General features: G+C 61.2%; 21 protein-coding genes and 1 tRNA gene. 19 read left to right on the forward strand and 3 right to left on the reverse strand.

Annotation, left to right across the window (positions count from 1 at the left end; all coding sequences use genetic code 11):
- Positions 1 to 141: 141 nt before the first annotated feature.
- Both CKO11_RS01230 and CKO11_RS01235 read right to left on the reverse strand, forming a co-directional pair.
- Positions 142 to 981: an SDR family NAD(P)-dependent oxidoreductase gene (locus tag CKO11_RS01230; protein ID WP_223632041.1), complete on the reverse strand. Its 840-nt coding sequence runs from the start codon at positions 979 to 981 to the stop codon at positions 142 to 144.
- 92 nt (positions 982 to 1,073) lie between these two features.
- The gene (locus tag CKO11_RS01235; protein WP_223632044.1) at positions 1,074 to 1,586 is read right to left on the reverse strand and encodes an SH3 domain-containing protein; all 513 of its coding nucleotides are present in this window, start codon (positions 1,584 to 1,586) and stop codon (positions 1,074 to 1,076) included.
- A 170-nt stretch (positions 1,587 to 1,756) separates the two neighbouring features.
- Here CKO11_RS01235 and parC point away from each other — a divergent pair, with 170 nt between their 5' ends.
- Positions 1,757 to 4,015, forward strand: coding sequence for a DNA topoisomerase IV subunit A (gene parC / locus CKO11_RS01240; RefSeq protein ID WP_223632046.1), 2,259 nt, complete (start codon positions 1,757 to 1,759; stop codon positions 4,013 to 4,015).
- 53 nt (positions 4,016 to 4,068) lie between these two features.
- Here parC and CKO11_RS01245 read toward each other — a convergent pair whose 3' ends face one another.
- The gene (locus CKO11_RS01245; protein ID WP_223632048.1) at positions 4,069 to 4,875 is read right to left on the reverse strand and encodes a DUF533 domain-containing protein; all 807 of its coding nucleotides are present in this window, start codon (positions 4,873 to 4,875) and stop codon (positions 4,069 to 4,071) included.
- 191 nt (positions 4,876 to 5,066) lie between these two features.
- Between CKO11_RS01245 and tuf the strand changes: the two genes are divergently transcribed.
- The 18 genes from tuf to rpsG all read left to right on the forward strand — a co-directional run bounded on the left by tuf (position 5,067) and on the right by rpsG (position 24,085).
- On the forward strand, positions 5,067 to 6,242 hold the full coding sequence (tuf, locus tag CKO11_RS01250; protein ID WP_223632050.1) for an elongation factor Tu: 1,176 nt from the start codon (positions 5,067 to 5,069) through the stop codon (positions 6,240 to 6,242).
- Between the two features lie 117 nt (positions 6,243 to 6,359).
- Positions 6,360 to 7,019, forward strand: a complete 660-nt coding sequence (locus CKO11_RS01255) for a CatB-related O-acetyltransferase (RefSeq protein ID WP_223632052.1) — start codon at positions 6,360 to 6,362, stop codon at positions 7,017 to 7,019.
- A gap of 67 nt (positions 7,020 to 7,086) precedes the next feature.
- A tRNA-Trp gene (locus CKO11_RS01260) sits at positions 7,087 to 7,162 on the forward strand.
- A gap of 114 nt (positions 7,163 to 7,276) precedes the next feature.
- Positions 7,277 to 7,459 (forward strand): preprotein translocase subunit SecE, encoded by a 183-nt coding sequence (gene secE / locus CKO11_RS01265; protein WP_223632054.1) that lies wholly within the window; start codon positions 7,277 to 7,279, stop codon positions 7,457 to 7,459.
- Positions 7,460 to 7,636: 177 nt separating this feature from the next.
- Complete coding sequence (nusG, locus tag CKO11_RS01270; RefSeq protein ID WP_223632056.1) at positions 7,637 to 8,176, forward strand: transcription termination/antitermination protein NusG; 540 nt, start codon at positions 7,637 to 7,639, stop codon at positions 8,174 to 8,176.
- 99 nt (positions 8,177 to 8,275) lie between these two features.
- Positions 8,276 to 8,728 (forward strand): 50S ribosomal protein L11, encoded by a 453-nt coding sequence (gene rplK, locus CKO11_RS01275; protein WP_223632058.1) that lies wholly within the window; start codon positions 8,276 to 8,278, stop codon positions 8,726 to 8,728.
- 3 nt (positions 8,729 to 8,731) lie between these two features.
- Positions 8,732 to 9,430, forward strand: a complete 699-nt coding sequence (gene rplA / locus CKO11_RS01280) for a 50S ribosomal protein L1 (protein ID WP_223632060.1) — start codon at positions 8,732 to 8,734, stop codon at positions 9,428 to 9,430.
- Positions 9,431 to 9,651: 221 nt separating this feature from the next.
- Positions 9,652 to 10,167 (forward strand): 50S ribosomal protein L10, encoded by a 516-nt coding sequence (gene rplJ, locus CKO11_RS01285; protein ID WP_223632063.1) that lies wholly within the window; start codon positions 9,652 to 9,654, stop codon positions 10,165 to 10,167.
- Between the two features lie 68 nt (positions 10,168 to 10,235).
- Positions 10,236 to 10,610, forward strand: a complete 375-nt coding sequence (rplL, locus tag CKO11_RS01290) for a 50S ribosomal protein L7/L12 (RefSeq protein WP_223632065.1) — start codon at positions 10,236 to 10,238, stop codon at positions 10,608 to 10,610.
- Positions 10,611 to 10,847: 237 nt separating this feature from the next.
- The gene (rpoB, locus tag CKO11_RS01295; protein ID WP_223632067.1) at positions 10,848 to 14,984 is read left to right on the forward strand and encodes a DNA-directed RNA polymerase subunit beta; all 4,137 of its coding nucleotides are present in this window, start codon (positions 10,848 to 10,850) and stop codon (positions 14,982 to 14,984) included.
- 51 nt (positions 14,985 to 15,035) lie between these two features.
- Entirely contained in the window at positions 15,036 to 19,271 is a 4,236-nt protein-coding gene (gene rpoC, locus CKO11_RS01300; RefSeq protein ID WP_223632069.1) for a DNA-directed RNA polymerase subunit beta', read from the forward strand.
- A 154-nt stretch (positions 19,272 to 19,425) separates the two neighbouring features.
- A complete protein-coding gene (locus tag CKO11_RS01305) occupies positions 19,426 to 19,674 on the forward strand; it encodes a peptidase (protein WP_223632071.1) in 249 nt (82 codons plus the stop codon).
- A 117-nt stretch (positions 19,675 to 19,791) separates the two neighbouring features.
- Positions 19,792 to 20,514 (forward strand): glycosyltransferase family 2 protein, encoded by a 723-nt coding sequence (locus CKO11_RS01310; protein WP_223632073.1) that lies wholly within the window; start codon positions 19,792 to 19,794, stop codon positions 20,512 to 20,514.
- The gene (locus CKO11_RS01315; RefSeq protein ID WP_223632075.1) at positions 20,511 to 20,822 is read left to right on the forward strand and encodes a lipid-A-disaccharide synthase N-terminal domain-containing protein; all 312 of its coding nucleotides are present in this window, start codon (positions 20,511 to 20,513) and stop codon (positions 20,820 to 20,822) included. Before CKO11_RS01310 ends, CKO11_RS01315 begins: the two co-directional genes overlap by 4 nt.
- The gene (locus CKO11_RS01320) at positions 20,797 to 22,260 is read left to right on the forward strand and encodes an ArnT family glycosyltransferase (RefSeq protein ID WP_223632077.1); all 1,464 of its coding nucleotides are present in this window, start codon (positions 20,797 to 20,799) and stop codon (positions 22,258 to 22,260) included. The genes CKO11_RS01315 and CKO11_RS01320 overlap by 26 nt, the downstream gene beginning before the upstream one ends.
- Complete coding sequence (locus CKO11_RS01325; protein ID WP_223632079.1) at positions 22,247 to 22,972, forward strand: phosphatase PAP2 family protein; 726 nt, start codon at positions 22,247 to 22,249, stop codon at positions 22,970 to 22,972. The genes CKO11_RS01320 and CKO11_RS01325 overlap by 14 nt, the downstream gene beginning before the upstream one ends.
- Before the next feature lie 258 nt (positions 22,973 to 23,230).
- Entirely contained in the window at positions 23,231 to 23,602 is a 372-nt protein-coding gene (gene rpsL, locus CKO11_RS01330) for a 30S ribosomal protein S12 (RefSeq protein ID WP_038074720.1), read from the forward strand.
- A 12-nt stretch (positions 23,603 to 23,614) separates the two neighbouring features.
- Entirely contained in the window at positions 23,615 to 24,085 is a 471-nt protein-coding gene (gene rpsG / locus CKO11_RS01335) for a 30S ribosomal protein S7 (protein WP_223632081.1), read from the forward strand.
- The last annotated feature ends 8 nt before the right edge of the window (positions 24,086 to 24,093 follow it).

The following is a 24,093-nucleotide window of genomic DNA, read 5'->3' on the forward strand; positions in this document are numbered from 1 at the left end:
GCCGCCCCAAGCGGGGCGGATTCCCGTTTCGGCAATTTTGTTACAATGCGCCTGCAGCAAAAGACAGATGAAAAACGACCCCCTGCTGTGTCGCTACGTCACGTCGCGACATCTGTTTGCGCTAAAAACGCGCCCGATGCCTCAGGCCTTTGAAAAGAGCCAGTCCTGCGCGGGCAGCGGCAGGATGCGCCGTGCCACGGCGGCCAGATAGGTGGCATTGGTGACGTAGTAATGCGATTTGGGGCGGGCATCCGTCAGCGCGCGCAGAAGCTTCTCGGTCACGGCGGAACAGGGCATCTCAAACGTGTCGGGCTTGCCCGGCGGGTTATATAGCCGCCTAAGCAAAGAGCTTTCATATTGCGCGCGTCGGGCAGAGGCTTTCCAGTCAACCCATTTTTCGAAGTGCGGGATCGAATTGACCCGGATTTTGGTCGGGATCGGGCCGGGGTTGAGCGTGATGATATGAATGCCGGTGTCGCGCATTTCCCGGCGCAGCACCTCGGTCAGGCCTTCCAGAGCGAATTTGGTCGAGACATAGGCCCCGCGCCAGCGAATGCCGACAAGGCCCAACACGGACGAGCATTGCACGATCCGGCCTTCGCCGTTTTCGCCCTGTGCCCGCATCACCTTGATCGCGCGGGTGGTCAGATCGTGCAGGCCGAAAAGGTTGGTCTCAAAAATTTCGCGCAGTGCATCGGCGGGCAGATCTTCCACCGCGCCGGGGCAGGCAAAGGCGGCATTGTTGTAAACCGCATCCAGCCGCCCACGCCCGCGCGCCAAAGCTTCGTTGAAACCTGCCTCGATCGAACTCGGGTCGGCCATGTCCAATTGAAAGGAGGTCAACCCCTCGCTGCGCAGCCGGTCACAATCCTCTTCGTGCCGACAGGTGGCAAAGACCTTCCAGCCCGCTTTTTGCAGCCCATGCGCCGCATCATAGCCGATACCGGACGAGCAGCCGGTGATCAGGATCGTCTTTGCCATGCGGCACCCCCCGTTGGTTCCCCATTGGGATACGGGAACCCGGGGCAGGGGGCAACATTCTTGACCCGGCCGCAAAGACCATGGCGCTCCGTTTAGGAGTTAGGTCGCAGAAGGCTTTTGGCCATCCAGCCATCCACCCCGTCGCCTTCGATGCGGACCTGCACCCACCCATCGCCGGGGTCGGCGACCACGCGCACCTCTTCGCCCCGCTCTAGGCTGCCGATGACCGGATGCGTGGTGCCGCGCCCGCCGCGCACATTGGCTCGGTTGACACGCACCGCAAAGACCCGACCGGGGCCCGCGGTCATGATGTCATCCTTCACGCGATATTCGGGCGAGGGGCGCAGCGCCGGACCCGGCATCGGCGCAAGCCGTGCGGGCACGATGCGTGGCGCTTGGTCTTGTGTGGTGCGGACCGCCGCCTGAACCAGCATGTCATCTTGCATAAGCGCCGCATCGGCTTTGGCCAGCAGGCTGGTTTTTGGCGGTTCTGCCGCCGCCACCTTTGACGGGGCAAGGGCCAAGCCATCGGTTTCCACTGATCGTCCCACGATGGTTAGAACAAGATAAAGAGCAACAAGTGTCAAAAAAGTCATTCGGATCATGATACCCTCCCCCAAGGGACTCACTCACATAAAGGTTACATTACCCTGTCCAACATGTCGCACCCCCGCGAGTCAACTAAAGCGTTAACTGTTCTTGCGGGGTCGCGCCCGCTTGAGAGGGTTGATTTTTCGTGCTGGACCGACGCTCGGTCCCGATTTACACGGCTCACATGAGCAGCGACGACGAGACCCCGACCCATTCGACCCAGGCCGAACCGCTGGTGCGCGCCATCGGCGAGCGCTACCTGACCTATGCGCTGTCCACCATCATGCACCGTGCGCTGCCCGATGCGCGTGACGGGCTCAAGCCCGTGCATCGGCGCATCCTCTACGCGATGCGGGAGCTGAAACTGTCCTCGACCGGGGGGTTCCGGAAATCGGCCAAGATTTCGGGCGATGTGATGGGGAACTACCACCCCCATGGCGATGCGGCGATCTATGATGCGATGGCGCGGCTCGCCCAAGATTTCGCGATGCGCTATCCGCTGGTCGATGGTCAGGGCAACTACGGCAATATCGACGGCGATGGCCCGGCGGCGAGCCGGTATACCGAGGCGCGCATGGCCGCCCCTGCCGAGGCGCTTTTGGAAGGGCTGGCCGAAGACGCGGTTGATTTTCGCCCGAACTATGATGGCACGCTGACCGAACCGGTGGTGCTGCCCGCAGCCTTCCCGAACCTTTTGGCCAATGGCGCGTCCGGCATTGCGGTGGGTATGGCGACCAACATCCCGCCCCACAACCTTGATGAACTGGTCGAGGGCTGTTTGGCGCTGATTCGTGATCCAGATACGACGGATGAAGCCTTGGTCGATCTGATCCCGGGGCCGGATTTCCCCACCGGCGGCGTGATCGTGGAGCCCAAGGCGAATATCGTTGAAGCCTATCGCACCGGGCGCGGCGCGTTCCGGCTGCGTGCGCGCTGGGAAGTCGAAGACCTTGGCCGGGGCCAATGGCAGATCGTTGTCACCGAGATCCCCTATCAGGTGCAAAAGGCCAAGCTGATCGAGCGGCTGGCGGAGTTGATCGAGACGAAAAAGGTCCCCGCCCTGGCCGATGTGCGCGATGAAAGCGCCGAGGATGTGCGGATCGTGCTGGAGCCGCGCGCCCGCACGGTCGAAGCCAGCCAGTTGATGGGCATGCTGTTTCGCAACTCGGAGCTTGAGATTCGCTTCTCGCTCAACATGAACGTGCTGATCGATGGGCGGGTGCCGAAAGTGTGCAGCCTCAAAGAGGTTCTGCGCGCCTTCCTCGACCATCGCCGCGATGTGCTGTGCCGCCGTTCCCGCCACCGGCTCGAAAAGATCGCCAACCGGCTTGAGGTGCTTGAGGGCTATATCATCGCCTTCCTCAACCTTGATCGGGTAATCGAGATCATCCGCACCGAAGATGACCCGAAGGCCGCGTTGATCGCGGAAAACTGGGCGACGGATGCTGGCCCGCCGGTGCATCTGACCGAGGTGCAGGCCGAGGCAATTTTGAACATGCGCCTGCGCAGCCTGCGCAAGCTGGAAGAAATGGAATTGCGCGCCGAACGCGATGCGCTGCTGAAAGAGCAAGAAGGTCTTGAGGCACTTTTGGCCTCGGACAAGGCGCAGTGGAAAAAGATCACCTCGGAGTTGAACGCGGTTCGCAAAGCCTATGGCAAAGACACGAAGGCCGGGGCGCGACGCAGTGACTTTGCCGAAGCGGGCGAAGTGGCCGAAGTGCCGATTGAGGCGATGATCGAGCGCGAGCCGATCACCGTGATCTTGTCGAAAATGGGGTGGGTCCGGGCGATGAAGGGGCATCAGCCGCTGGATGCCGAAGTGAAGTTCAAAGACGGCGACGGGCTGGCCTTTGCGCTGCATGCCGAAACCACCGACCGGATCGTGCTGATGGGGTCAAACGGGCGGGCGTGGACGCTGTTGGGCGCCAACCTGCCCGGCGGGCGCGGCATGGGCGAGCCCGTGCGGCTGATGGTCGATCTGCCCAACGAGGTGGAAATCACCCATGTTTTGCTGCCCAAGGCGGGGCAGAAATATCTGCTCGCGTCCTCTGGCGGCGATGGGTTCGTGGCGCCGGGTGAGGAACTGATTGCCTCCACCCGGACGGGCAAACAGGTGCTGAACATGGCCGAGGGCGTGCGCACCCGGGTGTGCCGACTGGTGGCGGGCGATACGGTCGCTTGCGTGGGCGAAAACCGTAAAATGCTTGTTTTCGCGCTTGAGGAATTGCCCGAAATGGCGCGCGGCAAGGGGGTGCGGCTGCAAAAATACAAAGACGGCGGGTTAAGCGATGCGATCACCTTCCGCCTGGCCGACGGGCTGAGCTGGAAAGACCCGGCGGGCCGGACCCGGACCGAGGCCGATCTAACGGAATGGACGGCCAAACGCGCCAGCGCCGGGCGCATGGCTCCGCGCGGATTCCCGCGCGACAATCGCTTCACCTGACCGCGTGACGTGACGGGAAGGGCGGGACCGCGCCCGACCCGACCGCGGCCGCGTCAGGCGTAAAGCTTGGCGACGCCAAGTCGTTCGTGGATCTGGTTCACTTCGGCAGGCTGCAAGTTCAGCGCGCTGGCCAGCCCGTGCAGATATTGCGCCTCGGTCTGATTATCGAGATCGATTGCCATCAGCGACACGGTGTAGGCTTGCGCCTCGAGGCCTTCGGGGATCAGCTTCACCAAAGCCTCGGTGTCGATCGGCGCGGCGAGTTCCGCCTGAACGAAGGCCTTTTCCTCGGCGTCGATATCGCCAAGCGCTTGCATCAGCTTACCCTGTTCGCCCGCATCGATCTGACCGTCGCATTTCGCGGCCTGGATCATGGCCTTGAGCAATACCGCCGCCGCCAGTTCTTGTTCGGGGGCGGGCGGCATTGCGGGTTCGCCGCCATTGGCGAAGGCCGAATTCAGCGTGGCCCCCAACCCACCGTCGCCGGCGAGCATCCCGCCCATAAAGGCCCCGACACCGCCCACAGATCCTGCGCCCGCCAGCACGCCTGCCAAATCGCCCAAGCCGCCGGTGCTTTTGGCACCGCCAAGCTGGCCCAGAAGGCCCGCAAGATCGGGCGCGTTGGTGCGCGGCGCGGCGGTGCGCATCCCCGCCAATTCGTCAAACAGCCCGCCAAGTCCGCCGATGACGCCGCCTGCGCCCGATCCGGCGACCACGCCCGGGCTGGCGCCCAGAAGTCCGCCCATCATATCGGCCAAACTGCCCGAACCTTCGCCGCTGCGCCGTTTTGCCAAGCTTGAGACGCCCTTGGCCATTGCCACTCCAAGCGCCACTTTCGCCAAAGTTCCCATAAAAGACATATCCGCTCCCTTGCCGCGCGTGAATGTGCCCGAAGCTTACCCGGCGAGGCCTTGCATTCCGAGGGAAAATTTCTGCTTTTCGTCGCAGTTTGCCCCCACGAACCGGGCTTGATTTTTCCGCGTTTCGGCAATAGGGAACGCGCCATATCACACTGGGCCGACGCCGGCCCCCGAACCAGAGGCGCCCGGAAATGGCAAAGGCAAAGTTTGAACGGAACAAACCGCACGTCAACATCGGCACGATCGGTCACGTTGACCACGGCAAGACGACGCTGACGGCTGCGATCACGAAATACTACGGCGAATTCAAAGCCTACGACCAGATCGACGGGGCGCCGGAAGAGAAAGCGCGTGGGATCACGATCTCGACGGCGCACGTTGAATACGAGACGGAAACCCGTCACTACGCGCACGTGGACTGCCCCGGCCACGCGGACTATGTGAAGAACATGATCACCGGCGCGGCGCAGATGGACGGTGCGATCCTCGTGGTTGCGTCGTCGGATGGCCCGATGCCGCAAACGCGTGAGCACATCTTGCTGGGCCGTCAGGTCGGCATTCCTTACATCACGGTCTACATGAACAAAGTGGACCTCGTGGATGACGAGGAACTGCTTGAGCTGGTGGAAATGGAAGTTCGCGAACTTCTGTCGGACTACGAATACCCGGGCGACGACACGCCGATCATCAAAGGCTCGGCGCACCAAGCGCTGATGGGCGAGATGAAAGAGATCGGCGAGGATTCGATCCACGCGCTGATGAAGGCTGTTGACGAATACATCCCGACCCCGGCGCGTGCGGTTGACCAACCGTTCCTGATGCCGATCGAAGACGTGTTCTCGATCTCGGGCCGCGGCACGGTTGTGACCGGCCGTGTGGAACGTGGCGTGATCAACGTGGGTGACGAGCTGGAAATCGTCGGCATCCGTCCGACGAAGAAAACCACCTGCACCGGCGTTGAAATGTTCCGCAAGCTGCTGGATCGCGGCGAAGCGGGCGACAACATCGGCGCGCTGCTGCGCGGGATCGACCGTGACGGCGTTGAGCGCGGTCAAGTTCTGTCGAAGCCGGGTTCGGTGACGCCGCACACCAAGTTCGAAGCCGAAGCCTACATCCTGACGAAGGAAGAAGGCGGCCGTCACACGCCGTTCTTTGCGAACTACCGTCCGCAGTTCTACTTCCGCACCACCGACGTGACCGGCACGGTGAACCTGCCGGAAGGCACTGAGATGGTGATGCCGGGCGACAACCTGAAGTTCGAAGTCGAACTGATCGCGCCGATCGCGATGGAAGAAAAACTGCGCTTCGCCATCCGCGAAGGCGGCCGCACCGTCGGCGCCGGCGTCGTCTCCAAAATCATCGAGTAATCTTTCCCTTGCCGGAAGATAGAAGGGCCGCCCTTGGGCGGCCCTTTTCTTTGCGCGTGCTTTGCGCCACGCTGTGCGGACCCGGACGCCCCGTCCGCCCACGAACGAGCCCGCCGCATGACCCAGCCCAACGCCTTCCCCGCGCCGCAAACGCGCTACCCGCTGACGCTGCCCGACGGGCAGGTGCATGAGCAAACGGTGTTTTTGCGCGCTGCGCTGGATCATCCGAATATCGAAGCGGGCGATTACAGCTATTGCACCGATTTCGATACCGCGCCCGCGCTGGCCCAGCGTCTGGCGCCGTATCTTTACCCCGGCGCGCCCGAGCATCTGCGCATCGGGCGGTTTTGCGCGCTGGCACATGGGGTGCGGTTCATCACCGCTTCGGCCATGCATCCGATGCAGGGCCTGTCCAGCTATCCGTTTCGGATTTTTAGCGGGATGGATCTGGCGCCTTATGTGCAAGAGGCTGGCGCGCATGGCGATACCGTGGTCGGGCACGATGTCTGGCTGGGCTACGAGGCGCGGGTGATGCCAGGCGTCACGATTGGCAATGGTGCGATCGTTGCCAGTTGCGCCGTGGTTAGCCGCGATGTGCCGCCCTATGCGGTGGTGGCGGGCAACCCCGCGCGGGTGGTGCGACTGCGCTTTGCCCCAGAGGTTGTCGCGCGTTTGCAAAAACTGGCTTGGTGGCACTGGCCGGTGGCGGCAATCATGGCTGCATTGCCCGCGATTGAGGCCGGGGATGTGGCTGCGCTGGAGCGTTCTGCACCTTGAGCGCAGATTGCGACCAAATCGCTCTTGATTTCCCCGCCCGCCTGCCTTAGCACCCCGCATACGGCCTAGGGGTATAGCTCAGTTGGTAGAGCATCGGTCTCCAAAACCGAGGGTCGCGGGTTCGAGCCCTGCTGCCCCTGCCAGCCGTTTTTCGCACATTGCAACACGTTTCCGCCTTTGGCGGTGCCGTCGCGCGAAGCGCTTGAATTCCGCGTCGCCAGCGCGTATCTGGGCGCGGTCGCAAGGAAGGAAGCATCATGGCGAACCCGATCCAGTTCATGCAGCAGGTCCGCTCCGAAGTGGGCAAGGTCACTTGGCCGACGCGCCGCGAGGTTCTGTTGACCACGGCGATGGTCTTTGTGCTGGCCGCGCTGACCGCGCTGTTCTTCTCTTTGGTCGATTGGGTGATCCGTTTCGGGGTTGGTCAAATTCTGGGCTGAAACCCGGCGAAGGCCTTGAAAAGCGGCCCTTTGGCGGCTAAAGGGGCAACAGACTTCGGAACCGGCGTGCATCGATTCGCAAGATGCGCGCCGTCTTGTTTTCCGAAAAGAACGGTCAAACCGTTGTAACGACAGGATTTTCGGTGCTTTGCGCCGAGCAAAAGGGGCAGGCTGGGCATGGCGAAGCGTTGGTATTCGGTTTCCGTTCTCTCGAATTTCGAGAAGAAGGTCGCCGAGCAAATCCGTCAGGCCGTGATCGACAAAGGGCTCGAGGACGAGATCGAAGAAGTGCTCGTCCCCACCGAAGAGGTGATCGAGATCCGGCGCGGCAAAAAGGTGACCTCTGAGCGTCGCTTCATGCCGGGCTATGTGCTGGTGCGGATGGATATGAGCGATCGCGGTTATCACGCGATCACCTCTATCAACCGGGTGACCGGTTTCCTTGGCCCGCAAGGCAAGCCGACGCCGATGCGCGACGCAGAGGTGAACCAGATCCTGAACCGCGAAGGTCCGACAGGTGAAGCAGCCGCGCCGCGCAACCTGATCCGGTTCGACGTGGGCGAGAATGTGTCGGTCACCGATGGCCCGTTCGAGGGGTTCTCGGGCATGGTCGAGGAAGTGGACGACGTCGCCGGGCGCTTGAAAGTGACCGTGTCGATCTTTGGTCGGCCGACGCCGGTCGAGTTGGAATTCACGCAGGTGGCGAAAACCGCCTGACGTGCATCTGTGGGAGGCGAGGGGCAACCCAGACCGGACCACTAAACTTCGCCTTTCCGAATGGTTCGGAGCGGGCGGCAGTGAAAAGGAGAGGGCCACATGGCCAAGAAAGTTGTTGGGCAGCTCAAGCTGCAAATCAAGGCGGGGGCGGCGAACCCCTCTCCGCCGGTCGGTCCGGCGCTGGGTCAGCGCGGGATCAACATCATGGAATTCTGCAAGGCGTTCAACGCCCGCACGCAAGAAATGGAAGCCGGTTCGCCGATTCCGTGCGTGATCACCTACTATGCCGACAAGTCGTTCACCTTCGAGACGAAGACCGCGCCGGCCTCCTACATGCTGAAAAAGGCCGCTGGCCTAAAGCCGGTGGGCAAGCGTAACCGCCCGAAAGGGTCGGAAAAGCCGGGCCGCGAATCGGTCGGTTCGGTGACCGCCGCGCAAGTGCGCGAAATCGCTGAAGCGAAGATGAAGGACCTCAACGCCAATGACGTTGAAGGTGCGATGAAGATCATCCTCGGCTCCGCGAAGTCGATCGGTCTGGACGTGAAAGGGTAAGCAATGGCCAAGCTCGGAAAACGTTCGGTCGCTGCGCGCGCCGCTTTCGAAGGCAAAGACAATCTCTCGGTTGAAGAGGCTGTCAAGCTGATCAAATCCACGGCCTCGGCGAAATTCGACGAGACGCTGGAAATCGCGATGAACCTGGGTGTTGACCCGCGTCACGCCGACCAAATGGTCCGCGGTGTTGTCCGTCTGCCCAACGGCACCGGCAAAACCGTGCGCGTGGCGGTTTTCGCCCGTGGCGCGAAAGCCGATGAGGCCAAAGAAGCCGGGGCCGATATCGTCGGCGCCGAAGACCTGATGGAAGCGATCCAAGGCGGCAAGATCGATTTCGATCGCTGCATCGCCACCCCGGACATGATGCCGATCGTCGGTCGTCTGGGCAAAATCCTTGGCCCGCGCAACCTGATGCCGAACCCCAAAGTCGGCACCGTGACGATGGACGTGAAAGCGGCTGTCGAAGCGGCCAAAGGCGGCGAAGTCCAGTTCAAGGTCGAAAAAGCCGGCGTGATCCACGGCGGGATCGGCAAAGTTTCCTTCACCGAAGAGAAACTGGCCGAAAACGTCCGCGCTTTCGTGGATGCCGTGACCAAGGCGAAACCCGCCGGGGCCAAAGGCACCTATGTAAAGAAAGTGTCGCTGTCCTCGACCATGGGTCCGGGCGTCGCGCTGGATCTGGCCACGACGGCCGCGCAATAAGAATTTGCCGGGAAACCGGCGAATGGCGGGGCGGAGACGCCCCGTCCTGTCCGAGACGGAGGGTGCCGGGGTTCCCGGCTTAATGTCCTTCCTGAGATGGGGAACGAGAATTACCGGGGTGTAGCCTCGGGCGATCTCGGGAACCGATCGGACCCGACCTGCGGGCAGCCGCCCGTGGGAAATGAGAGCCGGGGGGAAACCCCCAACCTTGGAGTGTAACCGTGGATAGAGCCCAAAAAGAGAAAGTGGTCGAGGAACTCGGCCAAATCTTCGACAGCTCTGGCGTCGTGGTGGTTGCCCACTACGAAGGCATGACGGTTGCTCAGATGCAGGACCTGCGCGCGAAAATGCGTGAAGTTGGTGGGTCCGTCCGCGTTGCCAAGAACACGCTCACCAAGATCGCCCTGGAAGGCAAGCCCTGCGCCAGCATGGCCGAACTTCTGTCGGGTATGACCGTTCTCGCCTATTCCGAAGACCCGGTCGCTGCGGCCAAGGTCGCGGACGCCTATGCCAAGACGAACGACAAGTTCGCTATCCTTGGCGGGTCGATGGGCGGGGAGGCTCTGGATCCGGCCGGTGTCAAAGCCGTCGCCTCTATGCCGTCGCGCGAAGAGCTTATCGCTCAAATCGCGTCGTGCATCGGTGCGCCTGCTTCGAACATCGCCGGCGCCATTGGTGCGCCTGCTTCCAACATCGCGAGCATCCTCAAAACCATTGAGGAGCGGGAAGCCGCCTGAAGCAACAAGACGCCTTCGTCGGGATAACCTGACGTCGGAAAAACCCTATATCAGAATGGAACGGAAAAATGGCCGATCTGAAAGCCCTCGCCGAGCAAATCGTCAACCTGACGCTGCTTGAAGCCCAAGAACTGAAAACCATCCTCAAAGACGAATACGGCATCGAGCCGGCTGCCGGTGGCGCCGTCATGATGGCCGGCCCCGCCGCTGGCGGTGAGGAAGCTGCCGAAGAAAAAACCGAATTCGACGTCGTCCTGACCGAAGCCGGTGCGAACAAAATCAACGTGATTAAAGAAGTTCGCGGCATCACCGGTCTGGGCCTGAAAGAAGCCAAAGAGCTCGTCGAAGCCGGTGGCAAAGTGAAAGAAGGCGCGGCGAAAGCCGAAGCCGAAGAAATCAAGAAAAAGCTCGAAGAAGCCGGCGCGAAAGTCGAGCTCAAGTAATCGGGCCGGATGCGTTCGCATCCGCTTTGAAAAACGGGCTGGGTTCGGGGGCTTCCCGAGCCCAGCCGCTCCTGTCTCGGAAAGGGCTTTACTGAGAAGCCCTTTCCAAGGCAGGGTCGGTTCGGGAGCCTTCCGGTGGGACGGAGGGCAGGTATGGAACTTGACCCCCCATTCGCCTGCGACGTGTATCGGGCCCCGACGATACACGCTTGCTACAGACGAAAGGTCACGACGAGCATGGCTCAAGCTTACGTTGGTCAAAAACGCATCCGCCGCTACTACGGCAAAATCCGTGAAGTTCTGGAGATGCCCAACCTCATCGAGGTGCAGAAGGCATCCTACGACCTGTTCCTGCGCTCGGGCGATGCGCCCAAACCGCTCGACGGCGAAGGCATCCAAGGGGTGTTCCAATCGGTCTTCCCGATCAAAGACTTCAACGACAATGCGATCCTCGAATTCGTGAAATACGAACTCGAGCGGGCGAAGTATGACGTTGACGAATGCATGAGCCGCGACCTGACCTATTCGGCGCCGCTCAAGGTCACGCTGCGCCTGATCGTGTTCGATGTCGATGAGACCACCGGGGCGCGGTCTGTCAAGGATATCAAGGAACAAGACGTGTTCATGGGTGATATGCCGCTCATGACGCCCAATGGCACCTTCATCGTCAACGGCACCGAGCGGGTCATCGTTTCCCAGATGCACCGTTCGCCCGGCGTGTTCTTTGACCATGACCGCGGTAAGACGCACAGCTCGGGTAAGCTGCTGTTCGCCTGCCGGATCATTCCCTATCGCGGGTCGTGGCTTGATTTCGAATTCGACGCCAAAGACCTTGTGTTCGCGCGCATCGACCGTCGCCGCAAACTGCCGGTGACCACGCTGCTTTATGCGCTGGGGCTCGATCAAGAAGGCATCATGGATGCCTATTACAGCACCGTGAACTTCCGCGCCGAGGGCAAACGCGGCTGGGTCACCAAATTCTTCCCCGAGCGCGTGCGCGGCACCCGCCCGGCCTATGACCTGATCGATGCGGCTTCGGGTGAGGTGATCTTGCAAGCGGGCGAAAAAGCCACGCCGCGCATGGTCAAAAAATGGATCGACGATGCGGCGATCACCGAACTTTTGGTGCCGTTCGATCACATCCTTGGCCGGTTCTGCGCCAAGGACATCATCAATGAAGAGACCGGCTTCATCTATATCGAAGCGGGTGACGAGCTGACGGCGGAATACGACCGCGATGGCCAGCTTGTGGGTGGCTCGATCAAGACGCTTTTGGACAACGGCGTGACCGATATCCCGGTGCTGGACATCGATAACGTCAACGTCGGCCCCTACATCCGCAACACGATGGCGGCGGACAAGAACATGAACCGCGATCAGGCGCTGATGGATATCTATCGCGTCATGCGTCCGGGTGAACCGCCGACTGTGGAAGCCGCCTCGGCCATGTTCGACACGCTGTTCTTCGATAGCGAGCGCTATGACCTGAGCGCCGTGGGCCGCGTGAAAATGAACATGCGCCTCGACCTTGACGCGCCCGATACCCAGCGCACCCTGCGCCGCGAAGACATCATCGCCTGTATCAAAGGCTTGGTGGAACTGCGCGACGGCAAAGGCGAGATCGACGATATCGACCACCTCGGCAACCGTCGGGTGCGCTCGGTCGGCGAGCTGATGGAAAACCAATATCGCGTTGGCCTGCTGCGCATGGAACGCGCGATCAAGGAACGCATGTCCTCGGTCGAAATCGACACCGTGATGCCGCAAGACCTGATCAACGCGAAACCGGCTGCTGCTGCGGTGCGCGAATTCTTCGGCTCCTCGCAGCTGTCGCAGTTCATGGACCAAACCAACCCGCTGTCGGAAGTCACGCACAAGCGGCGTTTGTCGGCGCTTGGGCCGGGGGGTCTGACCCGCGAGCGTGCGGGCTTTGAGGTCCGCGACGTGCACCCGACCCACTATGGCCGGATGTGCCCGATTGAAACGCCCGAAGGTCAGAACATCGGTCTGATCAACTCGCTCGCCACGTTTGCGCGGGTGAACAAATATGGCTTCATTGAAACCCCTTATCGCCGTGTGCAAGAGGGTCAGGTGACCGATGAGGTCATCTACATGTCGGCCACCGAAGAGATGCGCCACACCATCGCTCAGGCGAACGCCACGCTCGATGAAGACGGCCGTTTCGTGAATGATCTTGTGTCGACCCGTCAGGCGGGCGAATTCATGCTCAACCCGGTCGAGGCCGTGGATTTGATCGACGTGTCGCCGAAACAGCTTGTGTCGGTCGCTGCGGCGCTTATCCCGTTCTTGGAAAACGACGACGCCAACCGCGCGCTGATGGGCTCGAACATGCAACGGCAAGCCGTGCCGCTGCTGCGCAACGAAGCCCCCTTCGTGGGCACCGGCATGGAAGCCACCGTGGCGCGCGATTCGGGCGCCGCGATCATGGCGCGTCGGGGCGGCGTTGTGGATCAGGTCGATGCCTCGCGGATCGTTGTGCGGGCCAATGAGGACCTTGGCATGGGCGATGCGGGCGTGGACATCTACCGTCTGCGCAAGTTCAAACGCTCCAACCAATCCTCGACGATCAACCAGCGTCCGATCGTGAAAGTGGGCGATATCGTCACCAAGGGCCAAGTTGTGGCTGACGGTCCTTCGACCGATCAGGGCGAATTGGCGCTGGGTCGCAACGTGGTCGTCGCCTTCATGCCGTGGAACGGCTACAACTACGAAGACTCCATCCTGATTTCGGAACGCATCCACCGCGATGACGTGTTCACCTCGATCCATATCGAGGAATACGAAGTGGCTGCGCGCGACACGAAACTGGGCCCGGAAGAGATCACCCGCGATATCCCGAACGTCGGCGAGGAAGCTTTGCGCAACCTTGACGAGGCGGGCATCGTCTACATTGGGGCCGAAGTCGGCCCGGGCGATATTCTGGTGGGTAAGATCACGCCGAAGGGCGAAAGCCCGATGACGCCGGAAGAAAAACTTCTGCGCGCCATCTTCGGCGAAAAAGCGTCTGACGTGCGCGATACCTCGCTGCGCTTGCCGCCGGGGGCCTATGGCACGATCGTCGAAGTGCGGGTTTTCAACCGCCACGGCGTCGATAAAGACGAACGCGCGCTGCAAATCGAGCGCGAAGAAGTCGAACGTCTGGCCCGTGACCGTGACGACGAAATGGCGATCTTGGAGCGCAACATCTACGCGCGTCTGAAAACGCTGATCCTTGGCAAAGTCGCGGTGAAAGGCCCCAAAGGCATCAAAGCCGGGTCGGAAATCACCGAAGAGCTGCTGGGCACGCTGAGCCGTGGTCAATGGTGGCAGCTTGCCCTTGAAAACGAAGCCGATGCCAAGGAAGTGGAAGCGCTGAACGACCAGTTCGACGCGCAGAAACGTGCCCTTGAGCACCGCTTCGAAGACAAGGTCGAGAAGGTCCGCCAAGGTGACGACCTGCCTCCGGGCGTGATGAAGATGGTCAAGGTCTTTGTTGCCGTGAAGCGCAAGCTGCAAGCGGGCGACAAGATGGCCGGTCGTCACGGCAACAAAGGTGTTGTGTCGAAAGTCGTGCCGATGGAAGACATGCCCTTCTTGGCCGATGGCACCCCGGTTGATCTGGTGCTGAACCCGCTCGGCGTGCCGTCGCGGATGAACGTCGGGCAGATCCTTGAAACCCACATGGGTTGGGCCTCGCGCGGTCTGGGCATCCAGATCGACGAAGCTGTGCGCGAATACAAACGCTCGGGCGATCTGACCCCGGTGCGGGACGCGATGCGCCACGGCTACGGCGACGAGACCTATGAGGCCGCCTTCGCCGAGATGGAGGAAGAACGCTTCCTTGAATGTGCCGAGCATGTCCGCAATGGCGTGCCGATCGCCACGCCGGTCTTTGACGGCGCGAAAGAGGCCGATGTGAACGATGCGCTGATCCGCGCGGGCTTCGATAAATCGGGCCAATCGCGTGTCTTCGACGGCCGCACCGGCGAAATGTTCGCGCGTCCGGTTACGGTTGGGGTGAAATACTTCCTCAAGCTTCACCACCTTGTCGACGACAAGATGCACGCCCGTTCGACCGGCCCGTATTCGCTTGTCACCCAGCAGCCGCTGGGCGGTAAGGCGCAATTCGGTGGTCAGCGTCTTGGGGAGATGGAGGTCTGGGCCCTGGAAGCTTACGGCGCCGCCTACACCCTGCAAGAGATGCTGACGGTGAAGTCGGACGACGTGGCTGGCCGGACCAAGGTCTACGAAAGCATCGTCAAGGGCGAAGACAACTTCGAAGCCGGCGTGCCGGAATCGTTCAACGTTCTCGTCAAGGAAGTGCGTGGCCTCGGCCTCAACATGGAACTCCTGGATACGGAGGAAGACGAGTGAGGGCGTAACCGCCCTCCTCCCCTTTCCCGACCTCATTCAAGGACATAACCGATGAACCAGGAACTCACCCAAAACCCGTTCAACCCGCTGGCCGCGCCCAAGGCTTTTGACGAGATCAAAATCTCGCTGGCCTCGCCCGAGCGGATCCTGTCGTGGTCCTATGGCGAGATCAAAAAGCCCGAGACCATCAACTACCGCACGTTCAAACCCGAGCGTGACGGCCTGTTCTGCGCGCGTATCTTTGGCCCGATCAAAGACTACGAATGCCTGTGCGGCAAATATAAGCGGATGAAATATCGCGGCGTTGTCTGCGAAAAATGCGGTGTGGAAGTCACGCTGCAAAAAGTTCGCCGCGAGCGTATGGGCCATATCGAACTGGCCTCGCCGGTTGCGCATATCTGGTTTTTGAAATCGCTGCCGAGCCGCATTGGCCTCATGCTCGACATGACGCTGCGCGATCTTGAGCGGATTTTGTATTTCGAAAACTACGTCGTCATCGAACCGGGCCTGACGGAGCTTTCCTATGGTCAGTTGCTGACCGAAGACGAATATCTCGATGCGCAAGACCAATATGGCGCTGATGCCTTCACCGCCAATATCGGCGCCGAAGCGATCCGCGACATGCTCGCCTCGATCGATCTTGAAGCGACCGCCGAGCAACTGCGCGAAGAACTGAAGGAAGCTACGGGCGAGCTGAAGCCGAAGAAGATCATCAAACGTCTGAAGATCGTCGAAAGCTTCATCGAGTCGAAAAACCGCCCCGAATGGATGATCCTGACGGTGCTGCCGGTTATCCCGCCGGAGCTGCGCCCGCTGGTGCCGCTTGATGGTGGCCGGTTTGCGACGTCGGACCTCAACGACCTCTATCGTCGCGTGATCAACCGGAACAACCGTCTTAAGCGGCTGATCGAACTGCGTGCGCCCGATATCATCGTGCGCAACGAAAAGCGGATGCTGCAAGAAGCCGTGGACGCGCTGTTTGACAACGGCCGTCGTGGCCGCGTGATCACGGGCACCAACAAGCGCCCGCTGAAATCGCTTTCCGACATGCTCAAGGGCAAACAGGGGCGTTTCCGTCAGAACCTTCTGGGTAAACGCGTCGACTTCTCGGGCCGTTCGGTTATCGTGACCGGGCCGGAGCTAAAGCTGCACCAATGCGGCCTGCCCAAGAAGATGGCGCTCGAACTCTTCAAGCCCTTCATCTACTCGCGCCTTGAAGCCAAGGGCCTTTCGAGCACGGTGAAACAGGCCAAGAAGCTGGTCGAGAAAGAGCGTCCCGAGGTTTGGGATATTCTCGATGAGGTGATCCGCGAACACCCGGTGCTGCTGAACCGCGCGCCGACGTTGCACCGTCTGGGCATCCAAGCCTTTGAGCCGCAACTGATCGAAGGCAAGGCGATCCAGTTGCACCCGCTCGTTTGCTCGGCATTTAACGCTGACTTCGACGGTGACCAGATGGCCGTGCACGTGCCGCTTTCGCTGGAAGCCCAGCTGGAAGCGCGCGTCTTGATGATGTCGACGAACAACGTTCTGTCGCCTGCCAACGGCTCGCCGATCATCGTGCCGTCGCAAGACATGATCTTGGGGCTTTACTACACGACCATGGAACGGGCCGGGATGCCGGGCGAAGGCATGGTGTTCTCTTCGGTCGAGGAAGTCGAACACGCTTTGACCTCGGGCACCGTCCACCTGCACGCCAAGGTCAAAGCCCGCGTCAAGCAAATCGACGAAGAGGGCAACGAGGTCTGGAAACGCTACGACACCACGCCGGGGCGTGTGCGTCTGGGCGCGCTTTTGCCGCTGAATGCGAAAGCTCCCTATGATCTTGTGAACCGCCCGCTGCGGAAGAAAGACGTGCAAAACGTCATCGACACCGTCTACCGCTACTGCGGTCAGAAAGAGTCGGTGATCTTCTGTGACCAGATCATGGGTCTTGGGTTCCGCGAAGCGTTCAAGGCGGGCATCTCGTTCGGCAAGGACGACATGCTGATCCCGGAACGCAAATGGGAAATCGTCGACGGTGTGCGCGAGCAGGTCAAAGAGTTCGAACAGCAGTACATGGACGGTCTGATCACCCAAGGTGAGAAGTATAACAAAGTCGTCGATGCCTGGTCGAAATGCTCGGATGCCGTCGCGGCCGAGATGATGAAGGAAATTTCTGCGGTGCGCGTCGATGATGCGGGCATGGAGAAAGAACCGAACTCGGTCTACATGATGTCCCACTCCGGGGCGCGGGGTTCGCCGGCGCAGATGAAACAGCTTGGCGGGATGCGCGGCCTGATGGCCAAACCGTCGGGCGAGATTATCGAAACGCCGATTATCTCGAACTTTAAAGAAGGCCTGACCGTGCTCGAGTACTTCAACTCGACCCACGGCGCCCGGAAGGGTCTGGCCGATACCGCGCTGAAAACTGCGAACTCGGGCTATCTGACCCGTCGTCTGGTGGACGTGGCGCAAGACTGCATCGTGCGTTCGCATGACTGCGGCACCGAGCGTGCGATCACGGCCTCGGCCGCGGTGAACGACGGTGAGGTTGTCGCGCCGCTTTCGGAACGTGTTCTGGGGCGTGTGGCCGCCGATGACGTCTTTGTGCCGGGCACCGATGAGGTGCTGGTGCGCAAGAACGAGTTGATCGACGAGCGCAAGGCCGACCTGATCGAGCAAAATGCGATCCAATCTATCCGCATCCGCTCGGCGCTGACCTGCGAGGCCGAAGAGGGCGTTTGCGCGCTCTGCTACGGTCGTGACCTTGCCCGCGGCACGCTGGTGAACCAAGGCGAAGCGGTGGGCATCATCGCCGCGCAGTCGATTGGCGAACCCGGCACGCAGCTGACGATGCGGACCTTCCACATCGGCGGTATTGCGCAAGGTGGCCAGCAGTCCTTCTTGGAAGCCTCGCATGAAGGCACGATCGAGTTCCGCTACGCCAACATCCTTGTGAACGAAGCGGGCGATCAGATCGTGATGGGCCGCAACATGCAGGTTGCGATCATGTCCGATCAGGGCGAGGAACGCGCCAGCCACAAGCTGGGGTATGGCACCAAGGTCTTTGTCAAAGAGGGGCAAGCGGTCAAACGCGGCGACAAGCTCTTTGAATGGGACCCCTACACCCTGCCGATCATCGCGGAAAAAACGGGTGTGGCGAAATTCGTCGATCTCGTCTCGGGCATCTCGGTGCGCGAAGATACCGATGAAGCCACCGGCATGACGCAGAAGATCGTGTCCGATTGGCGCTCGGCGCCGAAAGGCAACGATCTGAAGCCGGAAATCATCATCGTCAATGCCGATGGGGAACCGGTGCGCAACGATGCGGGCAACCCGGTGACCTATCCGATGTCGGTGGACGCCATTTTGTCGGTCGAAGACGGGCAAGAGGTTAAAGCCGGGGACGTGGTCGCGCGTATTCCGCGCGAAGGCGCGAAGACGAAGGACATCACCGGTGGTCTGCCGCGTGTGGCCGAACTCTTCGAAGCGCGGCGTCCGAAGGATCACGCGATCATCGCCGAACTTGATGGCTATGTGCGCTTTGGCAAAGACTACAAAAACAAGCGTCGCATCGCGATCGAGCCTGCGCAAGAAGGCCTGGACCCGGTCGAATACATGGTGCCGAAAGGCAAGCACATCCCGGTGCAAGAAGGCGACTTCGTGCAGAAGGGTGACTACATCATGGATGGCAACCCGGCCCCGCATGACATTTTGCGCATCATGGGGATCGAGGCGCTGGCCGAATACCTGATCGACGAGGTACAGGACGTGTACCGTCTGCAAGGCGTGAAGATCAACGACAAGCACATCGAGGTGATCGTGCGGCAGATGCTGCAAAAGATCGAGATCCTCGACAGCGGCGACACCACGCTGCTGAAAGGCGAGCATATCGACAAGGCGGAGTTCGACGAAGAAAACGCCAAGGTCGAAGCGCGCGGGGGCCGTGCGGCCACGGGCGAGCCGGTGCTTTTGGGGATCACGAAAGCGTCGCTGCAAACGCGGTCGTTCATCTCGGCGGCGTCGTTCCAAGAAACGACGCGCGTGCTGACCGAGGCTTCGGTGCAGGGCAAACGCGACAAGCTGGTGGGTCTGAAAGAAAACGTCATCGTTGGCCGTCTGATCCCGGCGGGCACCGGCGGGGCGACTACCAAGGTGCGCAAGATCGCAGCCGAACGCGACCATACGGTGATTGAGGCGCGCCGCGCCGAGGCTGCCGAGGCCGCCGCACTGGCCGCGCCGATCGAAACCTCTTTCGAAGAGGAAGATTTCGGCCCGGTGACGACGCCCGAAAGCCGCGATTGATATTTGCGATCCACTAAGACAAGCCCCCGCGCAACACGCTTGCGCGGGGGCTTTTCTTTTGGGCGGAAGGCTGGATTGATGCCAAGGCGCGGTTCTGGTATCGCCAAGTCACCAGAACGCCGGGTCCACGGCGCTGGGTTCCGAAAGAAAAAGGATGACGTTTGCGCGTTTGGCGGCCTATGAGCAGCCGTTGAAATGGTTCGCCCTTACCTTGGGTCTGTGCAGCACCATTTCCATTGTCCAGAACTGGCAATTGGCCGCGATGCTGTTTGGGTTGCCGTTCTGTTTGATCTGGATTTTCTGTGCTTGGCTGCACGGTGAACGCCAACTCAAATATATCAATATCGTATTTTCCGGGCTTTACGTTTACGGCATCGCGCGTTTCTTTTGGCTTGTGAGCTGAGACGTTGGCCTTGCGCGCGCTATGCGTTGCCTGCGCCGGGCCTGCGGCACTTTGTTTACAAGCGCGGGGCCGGGCTGTATCAGGAGCCGAGCCGCCCTTGGCACAAAGGCCCTTGCCATGACCGACATTTCCATCGTTATCCCCGCCCGCAACGAGGCAGAGAATATTGCCGCGCTGCTTGATGGGATCGATGCGGCGCTGTTAGGGCAAGATTACGAGGTGATCGTGATTGATGATGCCTCTGACGATGGGATGGAGGGTATTTTGCGCGCGCGCATGGCGCAGGCGCCGCAGTTGCGCGTGCTGCGCAATCGCCGCGCAGGCGGACAATCGGCGGCGGTGCATTCGGGGGTGCAGGTGGCGCGCGGCGCGATTTGTGCCACGTTGGATGGCGATGGCCAGAACCCGCCCGAAGAATTGCCCAAGCTGATCGCGCCTTTGCAAGCCGCCGGTTCCGAAAAGATCGGTCTGGTCGCCGGGCAGCGGGTTGACCGGCAAGATACGCTTTCGAAGAAGCTGGCGTCGCGCGCGGCCAATGCCCTGCGGTCGTGGGTGCTGAAGGATGGCACGCGCGATACCGGCTGCGGGCTCAAGGCATTTCGGCGCGCGCCCTTTCTTGAGTTGCCCTATTTCGACCATATGCACCGCTACCTGCCTGCGCTTTTTGCGCGCGACGGCTGGGGGGTCGCGCATGTCGATGTTTCGCATCGCGCCCGCGGGGGCGGGCGGTCACATTATTCCAACCTGCAACGCGCGCTGGTGGGGGCTGTCGATCTTTTGGCTGTGGCGTGGCTGATCCGGCGGCGCAAAAAATCGCGCCCCACCGAGGTGACGCAATGACCGGATGGTTGGAAAAACTGCTGCATGTCGACAGCACGATCGAGCTTTGGTGGGTGATCTTTGGCTTTGCCGCGCAGGCGATGTTCACGATGCGCTTTTTGGTGCAATGGATCGCGTCGGAGCGCGCCAAGGATTCCGTCATGCCAGTGGCCTTTTGGTATTTCTCGCTTGCGGGGGGGCTGATGCTGCTGGCCTATGCGCTTTACCGCGCCGATCCAGTTTTCATTCTGGGCCAAGCCCTGGGGGTGATTATCTATTTCCGCAACCTGACGCTGATCCGCCGTGCCAAACGCCGCCCCGAACTCTAAGCCGCTGTCTGAGACGCGAGGCTGGTTTGCCCCGGCGCTGGCGCTGGTTGCAGCCCTTGTGGCGCTGCGGCTTTTGGCGCTGGCCTTCGACCACACCGATATTTTCGTCGATGAGGCGCAATATTGGTTTTGGGGGCAAAACCTCGATTTCGGTTATTATTCCAAACCGCCGCTGATCGGCTGGCTGTTGCGCGCGGTGACCGATCTGGCCGGGTCAAGCGATCCGTTTTGGCTGCGCTTGCCGGGGACCTTTTTGCATGCGGCGACGGCGCTGATCTTGGGGGCGCTGGCCGCGCGTATCGGCGGCGCGCGGGCGGGCTTTGCTGCCGCTGCGGTGTATATCACGGCACCGATGGCGGCTTTGGGGTCTTGGCAGATTTCCACCGATACGGTGATGGCGCCGTTTTTCGCCGCCGCGCTTTTGTATTTCTGGCGCGCGGGCGAAAGCCGATCTGCGACCCATGGCGCGCTGGCGGGGCTGTTCATCGGTTGCGCCTTCATGGCGAAATATGCTGCGATCTATTTCTGGGGCGGCGCACTCTTGGCGATGCTGTTTGTGCCCGCGCGGCGGATCGGCTGGCCGGCCTTCGCCGCGATGGTGGGGCTTTTCGCGCTGGTGATTGCGCCCAATGTGGTGTGGAACCTGACCCACAAGCTGACCACGGTGCAGCACACGCTGGACAATGTCGGCTGGGTGCGGGCCGGGGCAGGGGCCAATCTGGCCTCGATGGCGGAATTCTTTGGCTCGCAATTTGCGGTCTTTGGGCCGGTCAGCTTTGCGGCGCTTTTGTGGGGTTATACGCGCTTGGGCGCGCCGCAAAAACGGGCTTTGATGGCGCTTTCTATCCTGCCGCTGATGGCCGTGACGGCGCAGGCCTATCTGGGCAAGGCGCAAGCGAATTGGGCTGTCGCGGCCTATTTCGCGGGCGCTGTGCTGGTGGCGCTGGTGCTGCCGCGCCGGGGGCTGTGGCTGGCGCTTGGTTTGAATATGATTGCCTGTCTGGCGGTGCCGGTTTTGATTGTTGCCGCGCCGTGGCTGGGGCCCGATGAGGCCCCCTGGATGAAGCGCTATCTGGGCCGGGCAGAGCTGTCCACCCGTATCCTTGCCTTGGCCCAGGCCGAGGGGGTGTCCGTCTATGCGCAAAACCGCGATATTTTGGCCGATCTGTTCCTGACCGGGCGTGAGGTTGTTGGCCAGCCTGAGGGCGTGACCGTTTATGCGCCCCGTGTTGTGGGGCGGGCGCATAACTACTACGAACAGAATTACGCGCTCCCGCCAGAGTATCGCGGCAAGCTTTTGGTGATCCGTGCGGCGCCGATGGTTTGCGCCGGCGTCCCGGTGCCGCCAGCGGGGGTGTTGAACGGATCGGGGCATTGGGCGGGCAAGCAGATCACGCCTTATCTTGTGGATGCGGAGTGTCTGGATGCCGAAACTTGACCTGATCCATTGGGGCTATTGGCTGACGTTCGGCTGGCTTTTTTCCATCGTGCTGTTTCGCCATTTCACGAGCGTTGATCCGGCGATCACGGGGCTGTTCTATTCCCCGGATGCGGGCTTTCCGCTGGGCGATAATGCGCTTTTGAACCTTCTGCGCGAATGGATTTGGGATGGCGCTATTGTGGTGTTCCTGGTCGCGGGGCTGGCATGGTTTTGGGTGGCGCGGCGGCGCAGCCTGTGGGGCCGTGGCTTTGGGGGCGGCACGCTTGCCGGGTTGTCGAACACAGGGTGGCGCGCGATTTTTGGGACCTTCCTGCTGGGGCCGGGGCTGATCGTGAATGGCTGGCTGAAAAGCTTTTCCGGGCGTGCCCGGCCCGCCAACACCACGCTTTTTGGGGGCGATAAGCAGTTTTCCCTCGCCGGTGACTTCACCGATCAATGCGCTTCGAATTGTTCCTTCGTTTCGGGGGAGGTGGCGGCGGGCACGGCGCTGGCGGTCACGGTTTGGTTTGTGACGGCGGCTGTCCCCTATGCTTGGCTGCGCGCCAGCCTACGCGGGCTGGGCCTGTTGGTCCCGGCCTTCGTGATCTTTCAGAGAGTCGCCACGGGGCGGCATTTCCCCTCCGATGCTGTCTTTGCGGTTTTGATCACCGCGACCATCGCTTGGGCCTTTGCGGTGGCGCATCATGTGGTGCGCGCCACGCAGAAGTGAGGCTGTCATCACCCGCAGCTTGCGGTTGCGGTTGACTCTCGTCCCGGCGGCCCCTATAGCGCGCCCATCCAGCGCCGCCGCTCGAATCCGTTCGGGGGGATGGCTTGGGGCCCCATAGCCTCGATCCTCTGGATATCGACCGTTCGGCCTTCTTCGGAGGGACGGGCGGATTTGGTGTTTTGTGATGGGCACAAGGCACCGTCGAGAAGCGGCGCACCCCGGTGGGTGCGAGTATTGACAAGCAGAACGGGGAACCGAATGCCGACGATCCAGCAGCTGATCCGCAAACCGCGGCAGCCCAAGGTGAAGCGCTCCAAGTCGCAACACCTTCAAGAATGCCCGCAAAAGCGTGGCGTTTGCACGCGCGTCTACACCACGACGCCGAAGAAACCGAACTCCGCTATGCGTAAGGTGGCCAAAGTCCGCCTGACGAATGGCTTCGAGGTCATCTCCTACATCCCGGGCGAAAAGCACAACCTGCAAGAGCACTCTGTCGTGCTCATCCGCGGCGGCCGTGTGAAAGACCTTCCGGGTGTCCGTTACCACATCCTGCGCGGTGTGCTGGATACCCAAGGTGTCAAAGACCGTCGTCAGCGTCGTTCGAAATACGGCGCCAAGCGTCCGAAATAAGGAGATCACCAGATGTCTCGTCGTCACGCAGCTGAAAAGCGCGAAGTGCTGCCCGACGCCAAATATGGCGATCGCGTGCTGACCAAATTCATGAACAACCTGATGATCGACGGCAAAAAATCGGTTGCCGAACGTATCGTCTACAACGCGCTCGACCGCGTCGAAAGCCGCGCCAAGCGTGAGCCGGTGGAAGTGTTCCACGAAGCGCTCGACAACGTGAAACCCGCTGTCGAAGTCCGCTCGCGTCGCGTTGGTGGTGCCACCTATCAGGTGCCGGTCGAAGTGCGCCCGACGCGCCGTGAAGCGCTGGCGATCCGCTGGCTCATCACCGCCGCGAAAAACCGCAATGAGAATACCATGGAAGAGCGCCTCGCTGGCGAGCTGCTTGATGCCATGAACTCGCGCGGGTCTGCGGTGAAAAAGCGCGAAGACACCCACAAGATGGCCGACGCGAACAAAGCGTTTAGCCATTACCGCTGGTAACAGGAGCC

The organism is Rhodobacter sp. TJ_12 (assembly GCF_020023995.1).
In the GTDB taxonomy this organism is placed as follows: Bacteria; Pseudomonadota; Alphaproteobacteria; order Rhodobacterales; family Rhodobacteraceae; genus Rhodobacter.